The organism is Micromonospora sp. NPDC048947 (assembly GCF_040649495.1).
In the GTDB taxonomy this organism is placed as follows: Bacteria; Actinomycetota; Actinomycetes; order Mycobacteriales; family Micromonosporaceae; genus Micromonospora; species Micromonospora alfalfae.
Genome location: NZ_JBEZFO010000009.1, coordinates 184281 through 208907, shown reverse-complemented (window position 1 = coordinate 208907; position 24627 = coordinate 184281). Strand labels below are relative to the sequence as shown.

At 71.8% G+C, this 24627-nt stretch carries 23 protein-coding genes; 7 read left to right on the top strand and 16 right to left on the bottom strand.

The genetic code is table 11. The features are described 5' to 3' along the window. Positions 1-13: 13 nt before the first annotated feature. The 5 genes from AB0B98_RS15735 to AB0B98_RS15715 all read right to left on the bottom strand — a co-directional run bounded on the left by AB0B98_RS15735 (position 14) and on the right by AB0B98_RS15715 (position 8511). On the bottom strand, positions 14-1423 hold the full coding sequence (locus AB0B98_RS15735) for a class II fumarate hydratase (protein WP_238672052.1): 1410 nt from the start codon (positions 1421-1423) through the stop codon (positions 14-16). Between the two features lie 35 nt (positions 1424-1458). Next, positions 1459-4437: a BTAD domain-containing putative transcriptional regulator gene (locus tag AB0B98_RS15730; RefSeq protein ID WP_357363235.1), complete on the bottom strand. Its 2979-nt coding sequence runs from the start codon at positions 4435-4437 to the stop codon at positions 1459-1461. 258 nt (positions 4438-4695) lie between these two features. Further along, positions 4696-6363 carry a fumarate hydratase gene (locus tag AB0B98_RS15725; protein ID WP_238667174.1) on the bottom strand — a complete coding sequence of 556 codons (1668 nt, stop codon included), beginning with the start codon at positions 6361-6363 and terminating at the stop codon, positions 4696-4698. Between the two features lie 126 nt (positions 6364-6489). Beyond that, positions 6490-7929 carry a PQQ-binding-like beta-propeller repeat protein gene (locus tag AB0B98_RS15720; protein WP_357363233.1) on the bottom strand — a complete coding sequence of 480 codons (1440 nt, stop codon included), beginning with the start codon at positions 7927-7929 and terminating at the stop codon, positions 6490-6492. A gap of 78 nt (positions 7930-8007) precedes the next feature. Further along, the gene (locus tag AB0B98_RS15715; protein ID WP_238667176.1) at positions 8008-8511 is read right to left on the bottom strand and encodes an Lrp/AsnC family transcriptional regulator; all 504 of its coding nucleotides are present in this window, start codon (positions 8509-8511) and stop codon (positions 8008-8010) included. Positions 8512-8650: 139 nt separating this feature from the next. Here AB0B98_RS15715 and hppD point away from each other — a divergent pair, with 139 nt between their 5' ends. The 5 genes from hppD (at position 8651) to AB0B98_RS15690 (ending at position 13894) form a co-directional block, all read left to right on the top strand. Next, a complete protein-coding gene (gene hppD, locus AB0B98_RS15710) occupies positions 8651-9856 on the top strand; it encodes a 4-hydroxyphenylpyruvate dioxygenase (RefSeq protein WP_357363231.1) in 1206 nt (401 codons plus the stop codon). 195 nt (positions 9857-10051) lie between these two features. After that, a complete protein-coding gene (locus AB0B98_RS15705) occupies positions 10052-11044 on the top strand; it encodes an RDD family protein (RefSeq protein ID WP_238667178.1) in 993 nt (330 codons plus the stop codon). Next, on the top strand, positions 11041-12144 hold the full coding sequence (gene hisC, locus AB0B98_RS15700; RefSeq protein ID WP_357363229.1) for a histidinol-phosphate transaminase: 1104 nt from the start codon (positions 11041-11043) through the stop codon (positions 12142-12144). Before AB0B98_RS15705 ends, hisC begins: the two co-directional genes overlap by 4 nt. Before the next feature lie 138 nt (positions 12145-12282). Continuing rightward, complete coding sequence (locus AB0B98_RS15695) at positions 12283-12837, top strand: hypothetical protein (protein WP_357363228.1); 555 nt, start codon at positions 12283-12285, stop codon at positions 12835-12837. A 262-nt stretch (positions 12838-13099) separates the two neighbouring features. Continuing rightward, a complete protein-coding gene (locus AB0B98_RS15690) occupies positions 13100-13894 on the top strand; it encodes a hypothetical protein (protein WP_357363226.1) in 795 nt (264 codons plus the stop codon). 69 nt (positions 13895-13963) lie between these two features. Here the strand turns inward: AB0B98_RS15690 and AB0B98_RS15685 are convergent, their stop codons facing one another. The 6 genes from AB0B98_RS15685 to AB0B98_RS15660 form a co-directional block, all read right to left on the bottom strand. After that, positions 13964-14326 carry an LPXTG cell wall anchor domain-containing protein gene (locus tag AB0B98_RS15685; protein ID WP_357363224.1) on the bottom strand — a complete coding sequence of 121 codons (363 nt, stop codon included), beginning with the start codon at positions 14324-14326 and terminating at the stop codon, positions 13964-13966. Between the two features lie 101 nt (positions 14327-14427). Beyond that, a complete protein-coding gene (locus AB0B98_RS15680) occupies positions 14428-15687 on the bottom strand; it encodes a PQQ-binding-like beta-propeller repeat protein (RefSeq protein WP_357363222.1) in 1260 nt (419 codons plus the stop codon). 81 nt (positions 15688-15768) lie between these two features. Beyond that, positions 15769-16251, bottom strand: coding sequence for an SRPBCC family protein (locus tag AB0B98_RS15675; protein WP_091403139.1), 483 nt, complete (start codon positions 16249-16251; stop codon positions 15769-15771). A 144-nt stretch (positions 16252-16395) separates the two neighbouring features. Continuing rightward, positions 16396-16605, bottom strand: coding sequence for a DUF397 domain-containing protein (locus AB0B98_RS15670; protein ID WP_030327888.1), 210 nt, complete (start codon positions 16603-16605; stop codon positions 16396-16398). A gap of 248 nt (positions 16606-16853) precedes the next feature. Beyond that, the gene (fahA, locus tag AB0B98_RS15665; protein ID WP_238667185.1) at positions 16854-18050 is read right to left on the bottom strand and encodes a fumarylacetoacetase; all 1197 of its coding nucleotides are present in this window, start codon (positions 18048-18050) and stop codon (positions 16854-16856) included. Beyond that, entirely contained in the window at positions 18047-18916 is an 870-nt protein-coding gene (locus AB0B98_RS15660) for a hypothetical protein (protein WP_357363220.1), read from the bottom strand. Before AB0B98_RS15660 ends, fahA begins: the two co-directional genes overlap by 4 nt. A 94-nt stretch (positions 18917-19010) precedes the next feature. Here AB0B98_RS15660 and AB0B98_RS15655 point away from each other — a divergent pair, with 94 nt between their 5' ends. Continuing rightward, on the top strand, positions 19011-20171 hold the full coding sequence (locus tag AB0B98_RS15655; RefSeq protein WP_357363218.1) for a cupin domain-containing protein: 1161 nt from the start codon (positions 19011-19013) through the stop codon (positions 20169-20171). Here the strand turns inward: AB0B98_RS15655 and AB0B98_RS15650 are convergent. Genes AB0B98_RS15650 through AB0B98_RS15635 form a run of 4 tightly spaced genes read right to left on the bottom strand, consistent with a single transcriptional unit; the run spans position 20168 to position 22943 of the window. Next, entirely contained in the window at positions 20168-21196 is a 1029-nt protein-coding gene (locus AB0B98_RS15650) for a tetratricopeptide repeat protein (protein ID WP_238667188.1), read from the bottom strand. The genes AB0B98_RS15655 and AB0B98_RS15650 overlap by 4 nt on opposite strands. A 10-nt stretch (positions 21197-21206) precedes the next feature. After that, entirely contained in the window at positions 21207-21689 is a 483-nt protein-coding gene (gene ispF, locus AB0B98_RS15645) for a 2-C-methyl-D-erythritol 2,4-cyclodiphosphate synthase (protein ID WP_357363216.1), read from the bottom strand. Positions 21690-21705: 16 nt separating this feature from the next. After that, positions 21706-22401, bottom strand: a complete 696-nt coding sequence (ispD, locus tag AB0B98_RS15640; RefSeq protein ID WP_357363214.1) for a 2-C-methyl-D-erythritol 4-phosphate cytidylyltransferase — start codon at positions 22399-22401, stop codon at positions 21706-21708. A 56-nt stretch (positions 22402-22457) separates the two neighbouring features. Further along, positions 22458-22943, bottom strand: coding sequence for a CarD family transcriptional regulator (locus tag AB0B98_RS15635; RefSeq protein WP_007073334.1), 486 nt, complete (start codon positions 22941-22943; stop codon positions 22458-22460). A 328-nt stretch (positions 22944-23271) separates the two neighbouring features. On the opposite strand from AB0B98_RS15635, the gene AB0B98_RS15630 reads away from it, so the two are divergent. Further along, positions 23272-23964 carry a hypothetical protein gene (locus tag AB0B98_RS15630; protein ID WP_357363212.1) on the top strand — a complete coding sequence of 231 codons (693 nt, stop codon included), beginning with the start codon at positions 23272-23274 and terminating at the stop codon, positions 23962-23964. A gap of 8 nt (positions 23965-23972) precedes the next feature. Here the strand turns inward: AB0B98_RS15630 and AB0B98_RS15625 are convergent, their stop codons facing one another. Beyond that, positions 23973-24620, bottom strand: a complete 648-nt coding sequence (locus AB0B98_RS15625) for a hypothetical protein (protein WP_357363210.1) — start codon at positions 24618-24620, stop codon at positions 23973-23975. Positions 24621-24627: the final 7 nt, after the last annotated feature.

The window sequence follows — 24627 nt, the reverse complement described above, 5'->3', positions numbered from 1 at the left end:
GGGGCGCTCCGGATCAGGGGTGGGTCATCCGGAGCAGGTCCAACGTCTCGTCGAGCTGGGTCTCGGTGAGCTTGCCGGAGTCGACGTGACCCCGGGAGATGACCACCTCGCGGATCGAGGTCTGCTTTGCCAGCGCCTCCTTGGCGATGGACGCGGCCTCGTCGTACCCCAGGTAGCGGTTGAGTGGGGTGACGATCGACGGTGAGCCCTCGGCGTACGCCAGGCAGACCTCGGCGTCCGCGACCAGGCCGACCACCAGCCGGTCGGCGAAGAGCCGGCTCACCGCGGAGAGCAGCCGAATCGACTCCAGCAGGTTGCGGCCCATCACCGGGAGCATCACGTTCAGCTCGAAGTCGCCCTGTGAGCCGGCGAAGCCGACTGTCGCGTCGTTGCCGACCACCTGGGCGCAGACCTGCCGCATCGCCTCGGCGACCACCGGGTTGACCTTGCCCGGCATGATCGACGAGCCGGGCTGGAGGTCCGGGATGCGCAGCTCGCGCAGACCGGCACGGGGTCCGGAGCCCATCCAGCGGATGTCGTTGGCGATCTTGTAGAGGCCGATCGCCACGGTCCGCAACTGCCCCGAGGTTTCCACCAGCGCGTCCCGCGCACCCTGCGCCTCGAAGTGGTTACGCGCCTCGCTCAGCGGCAACCCGGTCGACTCGCGCAGCTTGTCGATCACGGCGGCGGCGAAGCCGAGCGGGGTGTTGATCCCGGTTCCCACGGCGGTGCCGCCCAACGGCAGCTCGGCGAGTCGGGGCAGCGCGCCCTCCAGTCGTTCGATTCCGTAGCGGACCTGGGCGGCGTACCCACCGAACTCCTGCCCGAGGGTGACCGGTGTGGCGTCCATCAGGTGCGTACGCCCCGCCTTGACCACCGTCTCGAACTCCGCCGCCTTGGCCTCCAGCGCGGCTGCCAGATGCGCCAGCGACGGCAGCAGGTCCTCCACGATGAACTGGGTGGCCGCCAGGTGGATCGAGGACGGAAAGACGTCGTTGCTCGACTGGGAGGCGTTCACGTGGTCGTTCGGATGCACAGGTGAGCCCAGCTCACGGCTCGCCAGGGTGGCGATCACCTCGTTGGTGTTCATGTTCGACGACGTGCCCGAGCCGGTCTGGAACACGTCCACCGGGAACTGGTCGTCGTAGCCACCGTCGGCGACGTGGGCGGCGGCGGCGGTGATGGCTGCGGCCACGTTGGCGTCGATCACGCCCAGCTCGCCGTTGACCTCGGCCGCCGCGCCCTTGATCTGGGCGAGGGCCTTGATCTGGGCCGGTTCGAGGCCCCGGCCGGAGATGGGGAAATTCTGCACCGCACGCTGGGTCTGCGCCCGCCACAGCGCCTCGGCGGGCACCTCCACCTCGCCCATCGAGTCGCGTTCGATGCGGTAACCGGTCGCCTCTGGAGTCGTCACGCGTACCATCCTGCCGCGCCCGTGGCCGACTCGCAGATGATCCGTCAGCCCAACTCGGCGAGCAGCCGTTCCACCTCGCGCTGGTCCGGCGACTCGACCTGCCGGAACAGCGCCAACGCCTGCTCCAGGTGTGCGCGGGCCGCCGTCGGATCCGTGTCCCGTACGCAGCGGGCGATGCCCTCCAACGCCCGGGCCTTCTCGTAGCGGGCACCGAGCCCGCTGGCGTCGACGAGCACCCGACGGTGCAGGTCGAGCGCGCTGGCCGCGTCCCCCTGTTCGAGGATTGCCCGGGCCAGCAGGTTGCGGGACGCACACTGGCCGATGCGGTCGCCAGCGTCGACCATCGCCACCAACCCTTCCCGGTGCAGCCCGGCGGCATGATCCGGCTGTCCGGCGTTGCGCTCCAGCACACCGATCTCGTTCAGCAGCTCACCTTCGCCAAACCGATTGCCGGCCTTCCGCTTGAGGCGTAGAGCAAACCGCAGCAGCCGACGCGCCGGCCCGTCGTCACCCAACCGGTGGCGGATCATGCCCAGGTGCCCCAACGCGTTGCCGATCTGGCGCGGGTCGCCGAGCTCGCGAGCCAGCGCCAGGTGCCGCCGACACGTACGCAGCGCCTCGTCGTACCGTCCCCACAGCAGCAGGGTCACCGAAAGATTGTTCAGGGTGTTGGCCAGTGGCACCTGCTCCTGCATCCGCCGGGCCAGCGCCGCGGATGCCTCCAGGCACTCCCAACCCCGGCGGTAGTCGCCACTGGCGACGTAAGAGTTGCCCAGATTCCCCAGGGTGTTGCGCACATCGCTCCGCAACCCGAGCCGGCGGTAGACGTCGAGCGACACCTCCATGAGCCGGTTCGCCTCGGCGAACCGACCCAACCGGTAGTGGGCCGAGGCGAGGTAGTTGAGCATCATCGCCACCGCCTCCTCGGTGCCAAGTCCCTCGGCCATACGCAGTCCAACCAGATGCGTCTCGATCAACTCGTCGAGGTGGCCACCCTCGAACAGGGCGTACCAGCTGGCCCTCGCCAGTTGCCAGCAGTGCCGGCCGAAACCCTCAGCTTCGGCCAGGCGGACCAGGGCGGTGATCACGGCCAGGTTGTCGTCGAACCATCCTCGGCCCTGCTCGGCAACGGGCAGGACCAGATCGGGACGCGCCGGCTCGGGCAGCAGCGCCAGGCTGAAGTTGGAGGAGAGCTCACTCTTGCGGGCGATCACCGTGGCGACGTGCAGGTGATAGTCGAGCAGACGTTCGATGCCGTCCCGCCGTTCACCCGCCCACCCCGGCTCGGCGACGAGCGTCCGCGCGTACTCCCGCACCAGGTCGTGCAACCGGTAGCGGCCAGGCTCCGTCTCCTCGACCAGGTTCGCGTCGACCAGCTCGTCGAGCAGGTCCTGCGCCTTCGGAAGCGACTGCCCGGTGAGGGCGGCGGCCACCGGGGTGTCGAACCGCACGCCGGGGTGCAGGCCCAACAACCGGAACGCGCGCTGCGCGACAGGGGACACCTGGGCGTACGACAGGGCGAAGGCGCGGCCGACCGACCGCTCGCCCACCTCGAACTCGGCCAGGGGATCCGGTCGGCTGGTCAACCGCTCGGCCAGGTCGGCGATTCGCCAACGGGGCCGGTGTGCCAGCCGGGCACCGGCCAGCCGGATGGCCAGCGGCAGGTGTCCGCAGCGTCGGACGACCTCGGCGGCCGCCTCCGGCTCCGCCGCCACCCGGGCCACGCCGACGACCCGCCCGAGCAACTCGACCGCCTCGTCGCTGTCGAGCACGGGCAGCGACGAGGGTCGCCCCTCATCCACCCCTACCAGCCGGCGGCGGCTGGTGATCAGGATCAGGCAGTGCGAGCCGTTGGGCAGCAGTGGTGTCACCTGGTCGGCGGTCGCCGCGTTGTCGAGCACCAGCAGGGCCCGTCGACCGGCAAGCTCGCTACGCCAGAGCGCCAACCGGTCGTCCTGGCTCGTCGGCACCCTTTCGGCGGGCACACCGAGCTGCCGCAGGAGCGTGGCGACCGCCGCGGCCGGCGTCAACGGGGTGCGCTCGCTGTGCCCGTGCAGGTCGATGTAGAGCTGGGCGTCCGGATAGTCGCCTGCGAGAGTGCTGGCGAGATGCACAGCGAGGGTGGTCTTCCCGCTGCCCGCCATGCCGTCGATGAGCTGGATCCGGGCCCCGGCCTCCACCTCCTTGACCAGGCGGGCCATCGTCTGCTGCCGGCCGGTGAAGTCGCCGATCGCGCGGGGCAGCGAGCGGACGGGAGCGGACGGCCACGCTTCCCGACCGGCCAGGGCCAGGTCACCGGCGAGCACCCGCTGGTGCAGCTCCTGCAACTCGGCGCCCGGCTCGATGCCCAGCTCGTCGGCGTAGGTCCGCCGGCCCTCCCGGTAGACCGCGAGCGCGTCGGCCTGGCGCCCGACCGCGGACAGCGCCAGCATCAGTTGTCCGCGCAGCCGTTCCCGCACCGGGTGCTGGTCGACGCTCTCGGCGAGTTCGCCGATCAGCTCGGCGGCCCGCCCGAGGCGCAGCTCCACATCGACGCACTCCTCCAGCGCGGTGAGACGCTGCTCGTCGAGTGCCTGCGCACGGCGGCGGACGCTCCGGCTCGGGATTCCGCCCAACGCCGGCCCACGCCACAACGCCAGGGCGGCGCGGAACTCGGCACGCGCGTCGACCAGGCGATCGGCAGTGGCGGCGGCTCGGGCCGCCTCCACGCCCCGGGTGAAGACCTCGGCGTCCAGGTCGGTCGTTCCGACACGCACCCCGTACCCCGCCGGGTCGGTGACGATGAGGTCCGGTGCCAGCCCGAGTTCGGTGAAGCGCCGTCGCAACCGCGACACGCAGGTCTGCAACTGCGCCCGGGCGGTGGCCGGCGGGCGGTCCTCCCACACCGCGTCGACCAGCTCGTCGACCGGCACGAGCCGGCCGGCCCGCAACAGAAGCGTGGCGAGCACGATCCGGTCGCGCCCGGCGGTGACAGTGGACTCGCCACCGCCCACCCGCAGGGGCCCCAGGATCCCGAACCGCATCTGCTCTCCCGCGTGAATGGTGCAACTTCCAGCAGAGTAGTCCGGTGGTAACGGACCGCCTCGGTCAGGCGATAGTGATCTGAGAGCGGATCGACAGCGGTGCGCCGCACACTCATTCCGAGTTGTCGGTGACGGCATCCGACGGGGGCGGTGCGCCCGTCCCACCCCAGGGGGCGGGCGTACCGATGTCGGCAGAGCACAGGCGACAGAACGGGCGCCGGGCGAATTCGCCCGGCGCCCGATCGCGTACCTGTCGAGTCAGCGGCGACCGACGGTGAGCACCGGCTTGGTGACCTCGGCGAAGAAGTCGTTGCCCTTGTCGTCGACCACGATGAAGGCGGGGAAGTCCTCCACCTCGATCTTCCAGACCGCCTCCATGCCCAGCTCCGCGTATTCGAGCACCTCGACGTGCTTGATGCAGTCCTGGGCGAGGCGGGCGGCGGGGCCGCCGATCGAGCCGAGGTAGAAGCCGCCGTGCTGCTGGCAGGAGCGGGTCACCTGACCCGACCGGTTGCCCTTGGCCAGCATCACCTGGGAGCCGCCGGCCGCCTGGAACTTCTCCACGTAGGCGTCCATCCGGCCTGCGGTGGTCGGGCCGAACGAGCCGGACGCGTACCCCTCGGGGGTCTTCGCCGGGCCGGCGTAGTAGACGGCGTGGTCACGCAGGTACTGCGGCATCGGCTCACCGGCGTCCAACCGCTCGGCGATCTTGGCGTGGGCGATGTCCCGGGCGACCACGAGCGGCCCGGAGAGCGAGAGGCGCGTCTTCACCGGGTACTTCGACAGCTCCGCGCGGATCTCGTCCATCGGCCGGTTGAGGTCGACCCGGACCACCAGCTCCGCGTCGAGCGAATCGTCGGTGACGTCGGGCAGGAACCGCGCCGGGTCGGTTTCGAGCCGTTCCAGCCACACGCCCGACGGGGTGATCTTCGCGACGGCCTGGCGGTCCGCCGAGCAGGAGACGGCGATCGCCACCGGGCAGGACGCACCATGCCGGGGCAGCCGGACCACCCGTACGTCGTGGCAGAAGTACCGCCCACCGAACTGCGCGCCGATGCCGAAGTTGCGGGTCAGCTCCAGCACCTCCGCCTCCAGCTCCAGGTCGCGGAAGCCGTGCGCGCTCATCGAACCAGAGGTCGGCAGCGCGTCGAGATACTTGGCGCTGGCGTACTTCGCGGTCTTCAGCGCGTACTCGGCGGAGGTGCCGCCGATGACGATGGCCAGGTGGTACGGCGGGCAGGCAGCGGTGCCGATCAGCCGCAGCTTCTCCTCCAGGAACTGCATCATCCGCGTTGGGTTGAGCAGCGCCTTCGTCTCCTGGTAGAGGTACGACTTGTTGGCCGAGCCACCACCCTTGGCCATGAACAGGAACTTGTACGCGTCGGGGTGCCCGTCCGGGTCCTCGGCGTACAGGTCCACCTGGGCGGGCAGGTTGCTGCCGGTGTTCCGTTCGTCCCACATGGTCAGCGGGGCGAGCTGGGAGTAACGCAGATTGAGCTTGGTGTACGCCTGGTAGACGCCTCGGGAGATGGCTTCCGCGTCGGCACCGTCGGTCAGCACGTGCCGACCGCGTTTGCCCATCACGATGGCGGTGCCGGTGTCCTGGCACATGGGCAGGACACCGCCGGCGGCGATGTTGGCGTTGCGCAGCAGGTCCAGCGCGACGAACCGGTCGTTCGGCGAGGCGGCCGGATCATCGATGATCGCCCGGAGCTGCGCCAGGTGCGCGGGGCGCAGGAAGTGCGCGATGTCGTGCATCGCCTCGGCGGTCAGCGCGGTGAGCGCGGCCGGCTCCACGGTGAGGAACCGACGACCTCCGGGGCCGTGTACGACGTCCACGCCCTCGTCGGTGACCAGGCGATAGTCCGTCTGGTCCGGGCCGGTCGGCAGCAGAGGGGCGTACGAGAATGCGGCGGCACTGCTCATGAGCGGCAAGCCTAGGGCAGACCGGTCGATCACTCCCACCCGCCGGGCGGGTCCTGGGACGCCGCTCTCATCCACCGGGCGTGCCGGGCCCGTCCGCGATCCGGATCATCGGGCGAACCGCCCCGCTCAACCGTCCTTGCCACCGCCCGGCTCGGGGCAGAGTTCCCTCTTCGGCCCGCAGTCGCCGTTGTTCGGCCCGTCGGGGCCGGGGCCGCCCGGCCCGGGATTCCCACCATCGCCGGGCGGTCGGGCGGGCGAGCTTCCGGACGCGCCGCCGAAGCGGACGTACCCGATCTCCCGCCCCTCGCCGATGATCATCCCCTGGGACCCGACGGCGAGGGCGTTCGCCGAGGTACGCAGGGCGGCCAACTCCCGGCCGGTGCGCGGGTCAAGTGCCGCCAGCCGGGACGGCTTCTCGTCGGCCACCACCGCCGCGTACGGGGTGAGGGCGGCTGCGGCCTTGCCGCTGGCCTGTCGCGTCCAGAGCACCTTCTCGGTGCCCAGCTCACGGGCGATGACCGAGCGCTTGTCGGCGGCCCGGAACACCGCCGAACGATCGTCCACCGCGATCAACTTGGTGCCCGCCTCACCGACCCAGAGCAGCCGGCCGTCGTACCCGTCGATGACCGCCTCGCGGCCGTCCGGGGCGACGCCGATAATGACGTTCCGCGCTCCCTGCGGGTCCTCGCGTTGCACGCAGCCGGCGGAGTCCGCGGTGCGCAGGTTGATGCCGGCCCGCTGCCAGGCCTCCTGCCCGGTCGCCGAGTCCCGGGCGGAGATGGCGAAGTAACAGGTGCCGTCCTGGGAGCGGGCGGCGATCCGCAGCAGCCGGCCGCCCACCACGGAGAGCCTCTCGTCCCGGTCGGGCTCGACGTTCTGCAGCACCCGCCCGGTGGCGGTGTCGACCACGTGGACCCGACCGTCGACCGGGAAGCCCAGCAGCGGTGGCGCGGCCTCCGCCCCGGCCACACCGTCGTCGATGCGGGTGGCGGTGAGCCGGCGGGTGCCCCGCAGACCGGGGTTGTCGGCGAGCAGGCCGCTGTGCACCCCGGGCAGGAAGGCCGTCCAGAGCGGCGCCGTGCCACGCGGGTCCCAGGCGCTCAGGGTGCAGTCGGTGGCGTCCGTGCACCTGGCGTCGAGGAGCAGGTTGCGGTACGTCCAGACGGCCACCGCGTCATCGTCACGCCGCCGGGTCGCCCCGGTCGTCGGGTCGAGCAGCTCGTACCCCTTGACCAGGAGCTTGCCCACGGCCACTACCGGGTCCCGGTCGCCACCGGCGACCGCCGCCCAGTCCGCCTTGCGCTCCCAGAGCTGGGCGCCGGTGGCCAGGCTGCGAGCCTCCACCCGGGTGCGTTGCTCGACCACTACGGCGTCGCCGGCGATGGTCACGCTGCGCGGGGTGCCGCCGACCCGTTGCTGCCAGACCACGTCCGGCTCGGAGATGGGTTCGCTGCGGTCCACCCAGTCCCACAGGCCGGGGAACGGGTTCCACACGCCGGTGGCGGCGAGCGCGACGACCACGGCGAGGCCGAGCAGCAGCCCACCGCGCACGCTCCCCTTCGCCACCCGCACACCGTAGCCACGATCACGGATCTTCCGTACGCCCGCGCCGCCGTGTCGCCGCGCTTTCTGCGCTCGGAGGTGTTACAGCGCCCTTCCCTCCGCCCGAACAGCGCTACGCACCAGCGGCAGCGTGCGGTAGGGGATCTGCTCGGCCAGCGCGATGATCGTCGAGGCGCGGGTGATGCCGGCGGACGAGACGATCTGGTCGATGACCCGTTGCAGGTCGGTGTTGGAACGGGCCACGATCCGGCAGAGCAGGTCGCTGGAGCCGGTGATGGTGTGCGCCTCCAGCACCTCGGGGATGGCGGCGAGGTGAGCGGTGACCGGGTCGTGACCGTGCCGCTGACTGATCTCCAGGGTGACGAAGCTGGTCACCCCGAACCCGATCGCGGCCGGCGCGATCTCGGGGCCGAAGCCCTCGATGACCCGCCGCTCGACGAGCTTGTCCAGCCTCGCCTGCACTGTGCCCCGGGCCACCCCGAGCCGCCGGGAGCACTCCAGCACCCCGATCCGGGGCTCCTCGGCGAGCAGTTCGATCAAGCGCACATCGAGCACGTCGAGCTGTACATTCTGCTCACCATTCATGAGTGACGACCATACCGAATGCACAACCTGACCAGCATTTCTGCCAACAGTTGCCCACTCGATGCCGGGGCAGCGATCCTCGCCACAAGAACCGACCACGGCGGCCCACAAGGCCGGCCGGTACGCGAGGGAGCCCACCATGACCCAGGCGATCGACCGACCCCAGTCGACCGAGGACGTCGACGTCGACCGGCTCGTCGGCGCTGTCGACCACGACATCAGCCACGACCCGTTCCCGGTGCGGGGCCTCGACCACGTGCACTTCCTGGTCGGCAACGCCAAGCAGGCCGCGCACTACTACTCCACCGCCTTCGGCATGACCTGCGTGGCGTACCGCGGCCCCGAGCAGGGCTACCGGGACCACGCCCAGTACGTGCTGACCAGCGGCTCGGCCCGGTTCGTGCTGACCGGCGCGGTGCGCCCGGACGCCGAGGGCGCCGAGCACGTGGCCCGACACAGCGACGGGATCAGCGACATCGCGCTGGAGGTCCCGAACGTGGACGCCGCGTACGCGCACGCCATCGCGCAGGGCGCCGCCAGCGTCGTCGAGCCGCACGAGGTGACCGACGAGCACGGCACCGTCCGGATGGCGGCCATCGCCGCGTACGGCGACACCCGGCACACGCTTGTCGACCGGTCCCGCTACAGCGGCCCGTTCCTGCCCGGCTTCGTGGCCCGGGGCCCGATCGTGGACCGGCAGCCGATGATCGACGCCGGCATCCAGCCGAAGCGCTTCTTCCAGGCCGTCGACCACGTGGTCGGCAACGTGGAGCTGGGCCGGATGGACGAGTGGGTCGAGTTCTACAAGCGGGTGATGGGCTTCTCCAACATGGCGGAGTTCGTCGGCGACGACATCGCCACCGACTACTCGGCGCTGATGAGCAAGGTCGTGGCGAACGGCACCCGCAAGGTGAAGTTCCCGCTCAACGAGCCGGCGATCGCCCGCAAGAAGTCCCAGATCGACGAGTACCTGGAGTTCTACCAGGGCCCGGGCGCGCAGCACATCGCCGTCGCCACCAACGACATCCTCGCCAGCGTCGACGCGATGCGCGCTGCTGGTCTGGAGTTCCTGGACACCCCGGACTCGTACTACGACGACCCGGAGCTGCGCGAGCGGATCGGCAACGTGCGGGTGCCGATCGAGGAGCTGAAGGCCCGCAAGATCCTGGTCGACCGGGACGAGGACGGCTACCTGCTCCAGATCTTCACCAAGCCGGTCCAGGACCGTCCCACTGTCTTCTTCGAGCTGATCGAGCGGCACGGCTCGCTGGGCTTCGGCAAGGGCAACTTCAAGGCGCTCTTCCAGGCGATCGAGCGGGAGCAGGAAGCCCGCGGCAACCTGTAACACTTGCAAGCGTGACGCAACCTCCGTCGTACCCGACGCCGCCGGCCGGTGGGCCCCGACCCACCGCCGGCGGCTTCGCGCCGCAGCCCGGACCAAACCCCCAGGGGTACGCCCCGCAGTACCGCCATGCCGAGTTCACGCGAGCAGTCGTCGTTAAGGTGTCCCCGTGAGCGAGCAAAGCGGACTGGTGGCGGCGTGAGCGTTCAACCTGGTTGGTACGTCGACCCCTCCGACACGGAGACCCGGCGTTACTGGGACGGCGAGGGCTGGCTCGGTGCGCCCATTCCCGTCGACGCCACCCCACCGGATGGTCCGCCGCCGCCCGAGCCGCCGCCCGCGCCGGTCACCCCGGCCGCGCCCGCGGCGGCGACTACCCCCGAGTCGGCGACCGGCGCGCCAGGTTGGTCACCCCAGCAGGGCCCACCCCCCGGGTACGGCCAGCAGCCGGGGCACGGCCCGGGCTGGGGACCGCAGGCCGGTCCGCCGGGCTGGGGCCCGCAGGGCGGTCCGCCGGGCTGGACCCCGCCGGGTGCCCCTCCCGGCTGGGCGCCTCCGGCCGGTCACCCCGGCTGGCCCGGACGACCGCCGGAGCCGCTACCGCACGGTTTCAGGTTGGCCGGCTACGGCCGTAGGTTGGTCGCCCGGCTGATCGACTTCGGCCTCGTCTTCGCACTGAACGTGGTTGTCAACGGCTGGTTCGTCTGGCGCTGGGCTCAGGAGTGGGCGCCGTACTGGCAGGAGGTCTTCCGGCGCGCGTCGCGCGGCGACACTTCCGCCGACGGCCTGCCGCTCCCCAGTGAGCAGGCGAATTCTCTGCTGGTGGCGATTCTGCTGATCGCCACGGCGCTCTGGCTGGCGTACGAGGTGCCGACGATGGCTTCCGGCGGGCAGACCGTCGGCAAGCGGGTGATGCGGATCCGGGCGGTGCCGATGGCCGCCGACCAGCCGCTGGGCGTCCGCCGCGCGCTGAGCCGGTGGAGCACGCTGGGCCTGCCGACTCTGCTCTGGTACTGCGCCGGGCTGGGCCTGGTGCTGCAACTGGTCGATTCTCTCTCTCCCCTCTTCGACCACCCCCTGCGCCAGGCGCTGCATGACAAGCGCGCGCAGACGGTGGTCGTCGAGGTCCCCCAGCACATCGATACCGCCCCCTCGAACGACCGTAACCAGCCCCCGGGAGACACCCCATGACCGACTCCGGACGTCACCAGCCGGCGCTGCGGCTGACCCGCGTCGACCTGGACGCGCTGCCCAGCTACGTGCCGGGGCGCAGCCCCGCCGACCTGGCCCGGGAGTTGGGCCTGCCGGAGGCAATCAAGCTGGCCAGCAACGAGGTGCCGTACGGGCCGCTGCCCGGCGTGGTGGAGGCGGTCACCGAGGCGATCACCACCTCGCACCGCTACCCGGACATGGGTGTGGTCGCGCTGCGGGACGCGCTGGCCCAGCGGTACGGGGTGGACGCCGATCGGATCGCCACCGGATGCGGTTCGGTGGCGCTGGCCGAGCACCTGGTGCGGGCCACCTGCCTGCCCGGTGACGAGGTGCTCTACTCGTGGCGGTCCTTCGAGGCGTACCCGATCATCGTGGCGACCAGCGGCGCGACAAGCGTGCGGGTGCCCAACGACGCCGGGCACGGGCACGACCTGGCGGCGATGGCTGCGGCGGTGACCGACCGGACCCGGGTGATTTTCGTCTGCAACCCGAACAACCCCACCGGTACGGCGGTGCGCCGGGCCGAGTTGGACCGGTTCCTCGACGCGGTGCCGGACGACGTTCTGGTGGTCATCGACGAGGCGTACCGGGAGTTCGTCACCGACGCGGAGGTGCCGGACGGTCTCGACTACCTGGACCGGCCGAACGTGGCGGTGCTGCGCACGCTGTCGAAGGCGTGGGGGCTCGCGGGGCTGCGCATGGGTTGGCTGGTTGCCCAGCCGGTGGTGGCCGCGGCCATCCGGAAGGTGGCGACCCCGTTCTCGAGCAGCACGGCAGCCCAGGCCGGGGCGCTCGCCGCGCTGACCCAGGTGGCGGAGATGGAGCGCCGCTGCGCCCTTGTCGTCGCCGAGCGGGACCGGGTCACCGAGGCGCTGCGCAAGTTCGTGCCCGAGGTGCCGGCGAGCCAGGCCAACTTCGTCTGGCTGCCGCTGGGCGAGCGGGCCGTGGCGTTCGGCAAGGCGTGCGAGGCGCGCGGTGTGATCGTGCGGCCGTTCGCCGGGGACGGGGTCCGGGTCACCATCGGCACCCCGGCCGAGAACGACGCGTTCCTGGCCGCCGCGGAGGCAGCGTCGAGCTGAGCACCACCCGGTCACTATGACCAATTAGTGACGTATGGGCTGTTTGTCCGATTGCGTGCCTTGTTTGCCCTATCTTCCGAAGTAGCCGACGCGCCGAGGATCGTGTCGGCTCACTTCGAGAAAACGGGGTACCGAACAGTGCGCACTGCCAAGATCGTTCTGGCCGGAGCGGCCGCCGCGGCGATGGTGGGATTCCTCGCCGCGCCGGCTGCCGCCGCGCCCACCGACACCACCGACACCACGTTCGAGGTGCTTGCCGGCACCCTCGACATCGTCGCGCCGGCCACCGCCGACCTCGGTGACGGCGCCCCCGGTGGCACCATCACCGGCCAGCTCGGCACGGTGACGGTCACCGACTCCCGAGGCGCAGCCGACGCCTCCTGGGTCGCCTCGGTGACCGCGACGGTCTTCCAGACCGGCGGCGGCTCGCCACCCGAGACGGTGCTGCCGTCCGAGATCGACTACTGGTCCGGCCCGGCGACGGCGACCACCGGTGACGGCACCTTCACGCCGGGGCAGGCCACCGCCGGCGACGCCGCAGCGCTGGACAGCGTCACCCCGCTCACCGCCTTCACCCACAGTGGCGGCACCGGCGGCAACACCGCCGCCTGGAACCCCACACTGGTGGTCAACGTTCCGCTGGACAGCATCGCGGGCGTCTACACCGGCACGGTGACACATTCCGTGGCGTAGCCGTCGGGGGCGGTCGGTCATCGCGGTCGCGCTCGCCCTGTTCTGCCTTGCCGGTCCGGGTCTGTCGACCCGGGCCGGCGCGGTCGAACCGGATGCGGGCCCGGACGACGGCACCATCGGGATCCGGCTGCTGGAAGCCCCGACCGAGCGCCGCACCGACCCCCGGGCGCTGCGCTACATCGTCGACCACCTACCGCCGGGCACCACCATCAAGCGGCAACTGCTGATCGTCAACCGCACCGACCAGACCCGTCGGGTCGACGTGTACCCGGCGGCGGCGACCCTGGAGGACGCGGGGTTCCGCTTCGGCGAGGGTCGCGCCGAGAACGAGCTGACCACCTGGGTCACCCTCGACGAGCGCTCGGTCGAGCTGGGACCGTGGGCAGAGACCCGGGTCCGAGCGACCATCACCGTGCCGCCGGCCGCTTCCCGGGGCGAGCGGTACGGGGTGGTCTGGGCGTCCACCGCCTCGACGCCTCGGGCCGGCGGCGAGATCACCCAGGTCCACCGGGTCGGAGTCCGGATGTACCTCGACGTCGGGCCCGGCGGCGAACCCGCCTCCGACTTCTCAATCGGCGAGATGCGCCCGGCTCGCAGCCCCGAGGGCGAACCGTCGCTGACCGTCCAGGTCACCAACACCGGAGGCCGTGCCATCGACCTGACCGGCGCGGTCATCCTGAGCGACGGCCCGGCCGGCAGTCGGGCCGGCCCGTTTCCGGTCGGGCAGGGCGTCACGCTGGCGCCGGGCGCCTCCGGGCAGGTCATCGCCCGACTCCCGACCACGTTGCCGAACGGCCCCTGGAAGGCGGAGGTGAACCTGGAGAGCGGCCTGGTGAAGCGGAGCGTCACCGCGCAGGTCACGTTCCCCGAGGCTGGTCAGGTCGGGAAACGGGGCAGTGTCGTCTCCCGGATCTTCTCCGGGTGGACAGTGGCCGCGGCGGTCGTGGGCCTGCTGCTGGTCGTCGGCCTCGCCATGCTGGCCCGCCGGTCCCGCCGGTCCGGGCAGTCTCGGCCTCCCACCATCCGCCCGAGGGAGCGCACCCCGGCCGGCCGATGATCGCGCGGGCAGCCCGAGCGCCTGCTCCGGCCAGAGCCCGTGAGCTCGGCCTGCTCCGGCCAGAGCCCGTCAGCTCGGCCTGCTCCGGCGGGCGGCGATCCACCCGGCGGCGAGCAGGGCTGCGCCCAGCACGGCGAGGAGCAGCACCGACCCGCCCGACCCGGTGACCGGCAACTCACCGCCGTGACTCGGTGTGGGCTGGGGTGGTGCCGTCGGCGTGGACGTGGGCGGCGGTTGAGTCGGGGGCGGCGTCGGCGACGCCGGCAGGATCTCGAAGGTGACTCCCGTGCCCGTCGTCGGCTCGGCCCGTACGACGCCGAAGCCCTGCGCCGAGGCGGGGTCGGCGGCCAGCACCGGCGACGCCGCCAACGCCAGGCTCGCGGTGGCGGCGAGCGCGCCGCCCACGAGGTAGTTGGCTGCTGTCCTGGCCATGCGCCGACCCCTTCCACCGGAAACCTGAACCGTGAAAAACGTACCCTTTCACGACAAAAGGAATGGAATGGTTCGGTGTTCCGAGGCCGAAGACGCCACGATCAGGTGGCGGCCAGAATCACCGTCTCGCCGGTGTAGTAGTAGCGCCGGTCGTCGCCGGTGGGGTCGACCGGCCTTCGGAGCCGCTCGATCGCGACGAACCCGTCCTCGGCCGTCACCGCCCCGGGTGCCCAGCCGGTCCCGTCCGAGCCGACATTGAGCGCGAAGCGGGACAACTGCCTGCCGGTCACCGGATCCAGCGTCACCAGATCGTTCGCCTCGGTCAGCAGGTGCACCCGGCCAGGCTGCCCGGCCAGTACCCGAGCCGCGCCCAGGCCCGCGGACCGCCACAGCTGGCCGCCCGTACGCGCCGATCGACCCACCACCACGCCGTCGAGCACGGCGACTGACTGCTCACCGACCAGCGCGGCACCGGCCGGATCCAACGCGGGGGCGGCGACCGGCGACCGGGCAGTCAACAACCAACCCTGACCGCCCTCGTCACCCGGCCCGGCGGTCCGCAACCCCAGACAGTCCGATCCACCGGTACGACAGCCGAGTGGCGTCACCACAAACCCGTCCGGGCCGCCCGGCGGACGCCAACGCTCACGTACCTCGCCCGTCGCCGCGTCCCGGAACTCGACAGCGGCCGCTCCGGCGCAGGTGTCCAGACCGATCAGCAGCCCGGTGGCGCTGGTGCCGACATCACTACGGCACCTGCCGCCGGGCAGTTCGACCCGCCACAGCTCCCGGCCGCCGCTCAGCTCGACTCCACGCGCCTGGGCATCCCCGGTCACCACCAGCACGACCCGCCCGTCGGGAAGGTCGGTGAGCTGGAGGCCTGGCGCATCCCAGACGGTCGCCGCCCAGGTACGCCGCACCGGCGCCGTGCTCTCCACGGGCTCCGGTCCGTCGGCTCGCCAGAGCACCCCGCCGGTCCGGGCGTCGAGTGCGACGAGTTGCCCGTCGGACCAGCGGCTGACCACAGTGCTGCCGCTCGCCACCACACCGGTCAGCTCGGCCGGCCACCGCCGGTACGACCAGAACGGCGAGGTCCGGTACCGCCCGTCGACCGGCCGGTCGGCGTAGACCTGGCGGTGCGCGGCGTACACCCGCAGTCTCCCGTCGACGATCAACGGGGCGACCGGCAACCGACCGATCACTCCGGCAGCAGGCCGGGCCGGGGCCGGGTAGTCGGCCCGTGCCACGGTGCTCACCTCAGCCGGTGCGAGGACCCGGTGGACGACGACCGCGACGGCTGCCGTCGCGAGCAGCGCCGCGACCACGATCGCGAGCCGTCGCCGGCCTCTCGGGAACCTCATGCCGCACCTCCGCCCGGCACCCTACCCAGCGGAGGGGGCCGGACCCCGTTCAGGTCACGGCGACGGCTGACGGCCTGGCGCTCAGGCGGCTTCGACGGAGCCGGTGGCACCGGCCGCCACGGCAAGGTCGGCGAGATCACGCCAGAGCGCCGCCTCGACCGCCCGCGCGGCAAGCCCGCCGAGCAACAGTGCCACCACCCGACCGTACGGAGCGGTCGGCACCGCCTCGTGGGTGACGGTGATCGCGGTGCAGCCCCGACGGCGGCGGCGGACCGGCCGCAGGCTCCAGGTGATGCGGTAGTCGGCGCCGGTGCCGGAGGAGCAGAGCACCAGTCGTTGCGGTGCGAGCGCCTCGACCACCAGGAACTCCTCGGTCAGCGTGCCGCCGCCCGGCTGGACCCGTTCCTCGCGCCAGGAGGTGCCCGGCCCGAACGAACCCGGGGTGAGCACTTCGATCGGGCCGGCTGCGGTCAACCGGGCGGCGCGGCCGGGCAGGTCGGTCAGCAGACGCCAGACGTCGACAGCGTGCGCCTCGATGATTCCGGTAATCGCCACCGTCGACATGCCACCCTCCCGTGTCCCCGACGGTACGCGGAGTGAGGGCCGGACGGGGCCCCCGGAGCGGAATTTCCACCACCCGGGGGCCACGCTGTCCGATTGGGCGGTCGCTCCGGCACCGGTCGTCGTCGACCGGCACCGAAGCGCCGGTCAGCGCTCGAAGCGACCGGCCCGAATGGCGCCGATGAACGCTGTCCACCCCGGCGGGCTGACCGCGAGTGTGGGACCGGCCTGGTCCTTGGAGTCGCGGACTCCGACCAGACCATGGACGTCGACCAGGTTGTCCGCCACTTCCACGCAGAGCCCCTGGTCGTTTGAGCGGCTGCTGGTACGCCAGACCGCGCCCGCAAGATCGTGCATCGTCGTTACCTCCGTGTGCGTCGGGATTGCCCCACCGCTGTGGCCGGGCGTGGGCCCGGCCCGTGTGGGACGACTTGATCCGCGTGACCAACGGCGCAACGAGGGCTCTTGATCGCACCCGCTGTGCGATCAAGAGTCCCGTGAACGAGACGACTCGAAGACCAGATGGTCAGAGCGCTCCGGAGGGGGCGCAGTAATCCGACTCGGCAGTGGAAGCCGCTGACGTACTGGGCGCCGCAGCCCCGGCTTCAACGCGCCGGACGAACGGTGCCGGACACCTCACCGAGGGCGATGGTGGTGCCGTCCGGGCCGGGCGCGGTGGCGGTGATGGTCACCGTGTCGCCGTCGTTGAGGAAGGTACGGCTCTCGCCGCCCACGGTGACCGGCTCGGCCCCACCCCAGGTCAGTTCCAGGAAGGACCCGACCTGTCCCCGGTCCGGGCCGGAGACGGTCCCGGAGGCGTACAGGTCGCCGGTGCGCAGCGAGGCCCCGTTGACGGTGAGGTGCGCCAACTGCTGCGCGGGGGTCCAGTACATCGTGGCGAACGGGGGCTCACTGACCTGGTCGCCGTTCCACTCGACCGCCAGGCGCAGGTCCAGGCCCAGGTGCGGCACGTCCCGCAGGTAGTCCACCACCGGCGGGTCCTGGTCGGGGGCCGGCACAAAGGCGTCGGCGAGGGCGTCCAGTGGCGTCACCCAGGCCGAGACCGAGGTGGCGAACGACTTGCCGAGGAACGGGCCGAGCGGCTGATACTCCCAGGCCTGGATGTCGCGGGCCGACCAGTCGTTGACCAGCACCACCCCGAAGACGTGCTCGGCGAAGTCGTCAACGGAAACCCGGTCGCCCAACGCGCTGGGTACGCCCACCACGAAGCCCACCTCGGCCTCGATGTCGAGGCGTACCGATGGGCCGGTGACCGGGCCCTCGGCGGAGGCCCGCTGCCCGGTCGGCCGGGTCACCGGCGTGCCGGAGACGACCACGGTGCCGGCCCGGCCGTGGTAGCCGATCGGCAGGTGCTTCCAGTTCGGCAGCAGCGGCGGCTGACCGGGGCGGAAGATCTGCCCGACGTTCGACGCGTGGTGAACGGATGAGTAGAAGTCGACGTAGTCGGCCACCTCGATGGGGAGCAGCAACTCCACGTCGTCGAGGGGCACCAGCAGCGGCTCCACCGCCTCCCGGTGCGCCGGGTCGGTCAGCAGCTCGGCGATCCGCTGCCGTGCCGCCGTCCACTGCGGACGCCCCAGGGCCATGAAGTCGTTGAGCACGGGCCGGCACAGCGTGCCGGCGGCCAGCACCAGCTCGGCGGCCTCGGCCGCCGCGAGGTCGAAGACCCACGACCCGATCCGTACGCCGATCCGCGACGGGCCCCCGTTCTGCCGGAACACCCCGTACGGCAGGTTCGTCACCCCGTACGGCGAACCGTCGGCGCCGGTCACCCAGGTCATGCGTCGTAGCCCCCGTTCACCAGCCCAAGCCGGATCAGATCGGTCAGTGGTTCCAGGATGCTGCACGAGCCGAAGCCCACCCACAGGGGGCGAGGCCCGTCCAGTCGTGCCGTCGTGCGCTCCACCAGTGGGCGCGGGTCGACCACTGTGAGCAGCTCGGCGACCGAGCGCACACCGTCACCGTCAGCGGCGGCCAGTGTCGCGGCCAGTACGTTGGCGTAGCCGTGGTGGGTGAACCCGGTCTCCGGGTCCAGGTGTCGGATCGCCTGGTGCAGTCCGGCGGTGAGCTTGAACGGCAGGCCCCGGTCCCGGCAGGCGCAGATCACAGTGGCCAACTCGGTCGGGGTGGGGAAGAGTTCCGCGGCCAGGCCGCCGGTGCGGAACTTGGCCGCGATCGGCACCCCGTCGGCCCGTGCGGCGACGAGCGCGTCCAGTGCGCCCATCAGCCCGAAGGTCAGCGGCAGTTCGGCGTAGACGGTTTCCACGCCCGGTAGCGCGTCGGTCAGGCGCAGCAACTCGGCGATGCCGGGCAGCGGGTCCTCGCCGCGCTTGGCGACCGCCACCTCGACCTGACGCGCGGTGACGCCGTCGGGGGCGAGAAACGACAGCGCGAGCGGCAGGTTCCCGATCCCGGTGTCACCGATCACCCCGACCACCAGGCCCTCGCCCGGGTCGACGAGACCGCTCAGCGCACCGGCGGCCACGTCCGACGCGGGGATCAGCAGTGGGCCGACCAGGTCGGCGTACCAGGCGGCGCGGTGCTGGCGGTGGGCGACCAGTGCGTCGTGCAGCGCGGCGCTGCCCGGTGGGAAGACGGCGGCGTCGTCCACCAGGCCGGTCAGGAGTGCTGGCACCTGCGTTGACACGGAACAAGAATGTACGGGACGCTACGAGGAACGGACAACAGCGTCCGATTATCGGACGCCCTCGGCCGGTGAACGGGAAATATCGGGAGGCGAGATGCCGTACTACCGCAGCGTCGGCGAGGTGCCGCGCAAGCGCCACACCCAGTTCCGGCAGCCCGACGGCAGCCTCTACGCCGAGGAGCTGATGGGCCAGGAGGGCTTCTCCTCCGACTCGTCCCTGCTCTACCACCGGCACGCGCCCACGGCGATCCTGGCCGCCGACGAGTTCACCCCACCCGCCTTCACCCGGGTGCCGAACCTGCCGCTCAAGCCCCGCCACCTGCGCACCCACAAACTGGACACCGGCGGTTCCGACCCCATTCTCGGCCGGCAGTACCTGCTCGCCAACGACGACGTACGGATCGGTTACGCGGTCGCCGACCGACCCTCACCGCTGTTCCGCGACGCCACCGGGGACCACTGCCTCTACGTCGAGTCGGGCACCCTTCGGGTCGAGTCTCCGTTCGGCGTGCTGGACGCGGTCGCCGGCGACTACGTCGTCATCCCCACCTCGACCATCCACCGGCTGGTGCCCACCGGCGACCAGCCCGTCCGGCTGCTCGCCGTCGAGGCGTCCGGGCACATCGGCCCGCCCAAGCGCTACCTCTCCGTGCGCGGCCAGTTCCTGGAGCACTCGCCGTACTGCGAGCGGGACGTACGCGGCCCCGACGCCCCGCTGCTCGTCGACGGCGATGAGGTCGAGGTGCTGGTCCGGCACCGACGCGGGTGGACCCGCTACGTCTACGCCCACCACCCGTTCGACGTGGTCGGCTGGGACGGGCACCTCTACCCGTGGGCGTTCTCCATCCACGACTTCGAGCCGATCACCGGCCGCATCCACCAGCCCCCGCCGGTGCACCAGACCTTCCAGGGGCCCAACTTCGTCATCTGCTCGTTCGTACCGCGCAAGGTCGACTATCACCCGCAGTCGATCCCGGTGCCGTACAACCACCACAACGTCGACTCCGACGAGATGCTCTTCTACACCGGCGGCAACTACGAGGCGCGGCGCGGCTCCGGCATCGAGCAGGGCTCGATCTCCCTGCACCCGTCCGGTTTCACCCACGGCCCCCAGCCGGGTGCCGCCGAGCGTTCCATCGGCGCGGACTACTTCGACGAGTTGGCCGTCATGGTCGACACCTTCCGCCCGCTGGATCTCTGCGACGCCGCCAGCTCCTGCGAAGACGAGGGGTATGCCTGGACCTGGGCGCGCTAGCGGATGGCGGTACGCGTGAACACCGCGAACTCGGCCACCGCCGTGGTGGCGATGGCCAGCACCAGGGGCCATGGGGAGCCGACCACGGCGTACACCAGCAGCAGCAGCGGCGCGGCGGCCACGGCGTAGATGGCCAGGGCCATCGCCCGGTCCGAGTGCAGCAGGGCGGGCAGGACGGTCCGGGTCAGCCCGGGCAGCCGAGCCGCGAGCTGCCAGACGATGATCCCGCCGGTGAGGGCGGCGAGCACCGCCAGGACGCGGGAGAACCCGTCGCTCGCCGACGCCGCGAACGCGACCAGCACCGCCGCGACCAGCGACCACCCCGCGCCGTAGAGCACCAGGCGGTGCAGCCCGTACGCGAGGGTCCGTGGCGAGTCGATCCGGCTCGGGCTGACCGTCACCGCCTCGGCGACGTGCTCCAACGCCTCCGACCAGCGGCGCTGCTCCAGCCGCATGACGCCAACGTCGTGGCCGGCCTCGCCGATCCGTGGGTCGAGCCGCAGCGCCTCCCGGTAGGCCCGCTCGGCCAGGTCGAACAGGTTCAGGCGGGCGGCGACCAGGCTCAGCACCAGGTGCGCCTGCGGCTCCTGCGGGGCCAGCTCGACACCGCGCCAGGCCGCGTTCAGCGCCGGCTGACCGTTGCGGGCGCCGGCCAGGATCGCCGCCGCGCTCCGCTGGGCGTACGCGTCGGCCGGGCCGAGGGTGAGGATCCGATCAGCGGTGGCAGCCGACTCGCTGTAGCGCTCCAGGTCGGCCAGGGCCATGCCCCTGGCGGCCAGCGGCGGCAGGGCCTCCGGTGCGGCGGCCACTGCCGTGTCGGCGGCGGTGAGCGCCTCGGCCGGGCGGTCGGCGGCCAGGTGCACCCGGGCCAGCATGGTGAGCGCGTCGACGTCATCCGGCTGGAGGGCCAACCCGTAGGCCAGCTCCCCGGCCGCCTCGTCGTAGCGGCCGAGTTCGGCGAGGAGTTGGGCCCGCTGGACGTAGCCGTCGGCGGCGGACTGGTCGGGGGTGGGGTCGCTGGACATCGCGGCGAGCTTAGGCGGCCGACGCGTCGTACACCAGGGCCACCGCGACCCCGGCCAACCCTTCCTCGCGGCCCGCGAAGCCGAGCCCGTCGGTGGTCGCCGCCGAGACGGTGACCGGGGCGCCGACAGCGGCGGAGAGGACCTCCTGCGCCTCCGCCCGACGCCCGCCGATCTTGGGGCGGTTGCCGATGACCTGCACGGACACGTTGCCGATCTCCAGGCCGGCGGCGCGCACCCGACGGGCCGTCTCGGTCAGCAGAGCCACCCCGGACGCGCCGGCCCACTCCGGCTGGCCCACCCCGAAGGCGGAACCGAGATCACCGAGACCGGCGGCGGAGAGCAACGCGTTGCAGGCCGCGTGCGCGGCCACGTCGGCGTCCGAGTGCCCGGCGAGGCCGTCCTGGTCGGGCCAGAGCAGCCCAGCCACCCAGCACGGCCGGCCCGGCTCGAACGCGTGCACGTCGGTGCCGATGGCCACCCGGGGAACGATCATGAGCAGAGGGTACGCGTCAATCGGCTGCGGCAAGCAGATGCTCGGCCAGAGCCAGGTCGAACGGTCGAGTGATTTTCAGCGCGTACTCCGAGCCGGGCACGCAGCTCACCGCGACGCCCTGCTTCTCGACCAGCCCGGCGTCGTCGGTGAGGGAGTCACCGGCGGCGGCGTGGGCGGCGCTGAGCACTGCCCGACAAAAACCCTGCGGGGTCTGCACCGCGCGCAGGGCGGAACGGTCGACGGTGCCGAGCACCACCTCGTCGGCACCGACTTCCTTGATCGTGTCGACGACCGGCAGGACCGGGATCACCGCATCACGCCCGCCACGCACCGCCGCCGCGACGGATTCGACCAGCTCAGGTGGGGTGAGCGCCCGGGCGGCATCGTGCACCAGGACGATCGTCGGGCCGGCGGGCACCGCAGCCAGCGCCGCGGCCACCGACGCCTGCCGTTCGGCACCACCGGGCACCACGATCACCGGGGCGACCGGGGCCAACAGCTCGCGGACGGCCTGTACCTCGGCGGCCGGCGCGGCCACCACGATGGTGTGCACCGACGGCGCGGCGGCCAGTCGACGCACGGCGTGCACCAACAACGGTTCACCGGCGAGCAGGCGCAGCGCCTTGGGTCGCCCGGGGCCGAGCCGTACGCCGGCACCCGCCGCAGGCACGAGGACCGCGACGTCACCGCGCGGATTGAGCTGCGCGGTCACGTCGCGGTCCTCGGTGGTTTCTTCACTACGAAGTGGGTACGACGATGCTGTGCGGACTAGGCCTCGGTGAGGACCTTGTCGAGCAGCGTCTCCGCCTCATCCTTGGTGCTCTTCTCGGCCAGCGCGACCTCGCCGACGAGAATGTCGCGGGCCTTGGCGAGCATCCGCTTCTCGCCCGCAGAGAGGCCCCGCTCCCGCTCCCGGCGCCACAGGTCACGCACGACCTCGGCGACCTTCAGCGGGTTGCCGGAAGCCAGCTTTTCCAGATTGGCCTTGTAACGCCGTGACCAGTTGGTCGGCTCCTCGGTGTGCGGAGCCCGCAGAACGTCGAAGACCTTACCGAGGCCCTCTTCGCCGACCACCTCGCGGACGCCCACGATCTCGGCGTTCTCGGCCGGCACCCGGACCGTCAGGTCACCCTGCGCGACCCTCAGGACGAGGTATTGCTTAGGCTCGCCCTTGATGACCCGAGTCTCGATTGCCTCGATGAGTGCGGCCCCGTGGTGGGGGTAAACAACGGTCTCGCCGACACTGAAAACCATAGGTTCGAAACCCCTTTCGCTGTGTCTAGGGTAACACGCTCAGGCACCGATGTCTCACCGATGTCCTGACCGTTGGCGCAGCTCAGGGGCCCTGTGAGAGGTCTTGCTTCAGCTTGACAGGCGGTCAAACCGATGGTTCGAACACGCTCCGTAACGCGGAAATGACTGCCCGGTACGGGTGAACAGAACGTCGAGATCAAGGGCTATGCGCTCCTCCCATGGTAGCCCGGCCAGCAGGACCGCGCCCAGATGTAGCGGGAGGAGCCCCTGGTGCGCGACCCTGGAGACCGAGCCGCACTCAGCTCTCGAGACGCTTCCAGGAGGTCCGATGGGCAAGCCGGACGCAGAGGGACACGGGCCAGCCGAGGGCCTGCCGGGCCTCCCGCCCGAATGGGGCCGCGTGGTGGTTCCCGACGACGCCTCCGCGCTGGCCGTCGAGGCCACTCAGATCCGCCGTGAGCTGCGCCGGGCCGGCAGCCTCCCGGGCGGTCACCAGGCCCTGGGCCTGCCGCTGGTGGTCCTGCTGGTGGCGGTCCTCACCACGCTGGCCGGCCTGCTGGCGGTCACCTGGCCCCGCGCCAACCGCGGCGCCGACCGGCCGACCCCGGCCCCCTGGTCGCCACCCGCGACCCTCGTCGGTCGGGCGCTGCCCGCACTGGACCTGGTCGACGCGGACGACGCACCGGTGCCACTGCGCGGCCTGCTACCCGCCATGATCATTCTGTTGGACGGCTGTCCCTGCCCGGATCGGGTCGGCGACGCCCTGGCAGCCGCGCCCAGCGGCGTCTCCGTGGTCACCGTCACCGGAGGGCGGACGCCGTCGGCCAGGCCCACCATCGAGAGGCAGGCTCGCGCCCTGGCCGACCCCGCCGGAGGCCTGCGTTCGTTCCTCGGCCAGCCGGCCCGCCCCGGCGCCGCGACCGCCCTCCTCGTCGACCGGGCCGGCCTCGTCACGCGGGTGCTGCCCGAGCTGGGCACCAGCGACACCTACCGAAACGATCTGAGCGTCCTGGCCGGCTGACGCCGCGCCTAGAGCGGCAGCGCGACGAGCTGCGCCTGAATGTCGATGGGCCGGTCGACGGCCGAGAACGACACCCGGAACGGCCCGCCGTCGGGCAGCACCTCGGCATTGGCGATCGTGCCGTCACAGTCGATGCGCGACTGACCGACGATCTCGGCCCCGGTGCTGGTAACCGCCATCGTGCCCGGGCGGGTGCACCGGTACTGGAGCAGGTAACGCCCACCGTCGTTGCCGGCCTGCCGGGTCAGTGCCTGGCCAGGAGCGAGGCCCCGCTGCTCTCGCCAGATCGTCTCGCGGAACGGGGGCAGGTCACCCGCGGGGAAGAGCACCTCAGGATCACCCTCGATGTCGCTGATCGAGCCCGTCGCCGGGTCGATCACCACCCGCGAACCGCTCTCCACCCGGACGACCTCGCCGGTGCTCGGGTTCATCCGCACCGTCACCCGCTCGTCAGGCTCCGCAGCCGCGAGGAGACGTTCCATCCGGGTGCTGACGCTCGGCCCGACCGATGGCACCGCCACCGCCGAAGGGACGGTCGCCCCCGCCGTCGACGCTGGCGCGGCGGCACGCCACCACCAGCCGCCGACGACCAGAACGGCCACCGCAGCACCGAACAGCACCACCGAGCGCAGCCGGTCGTCCGCTGTCGCATCCACCCCCTGA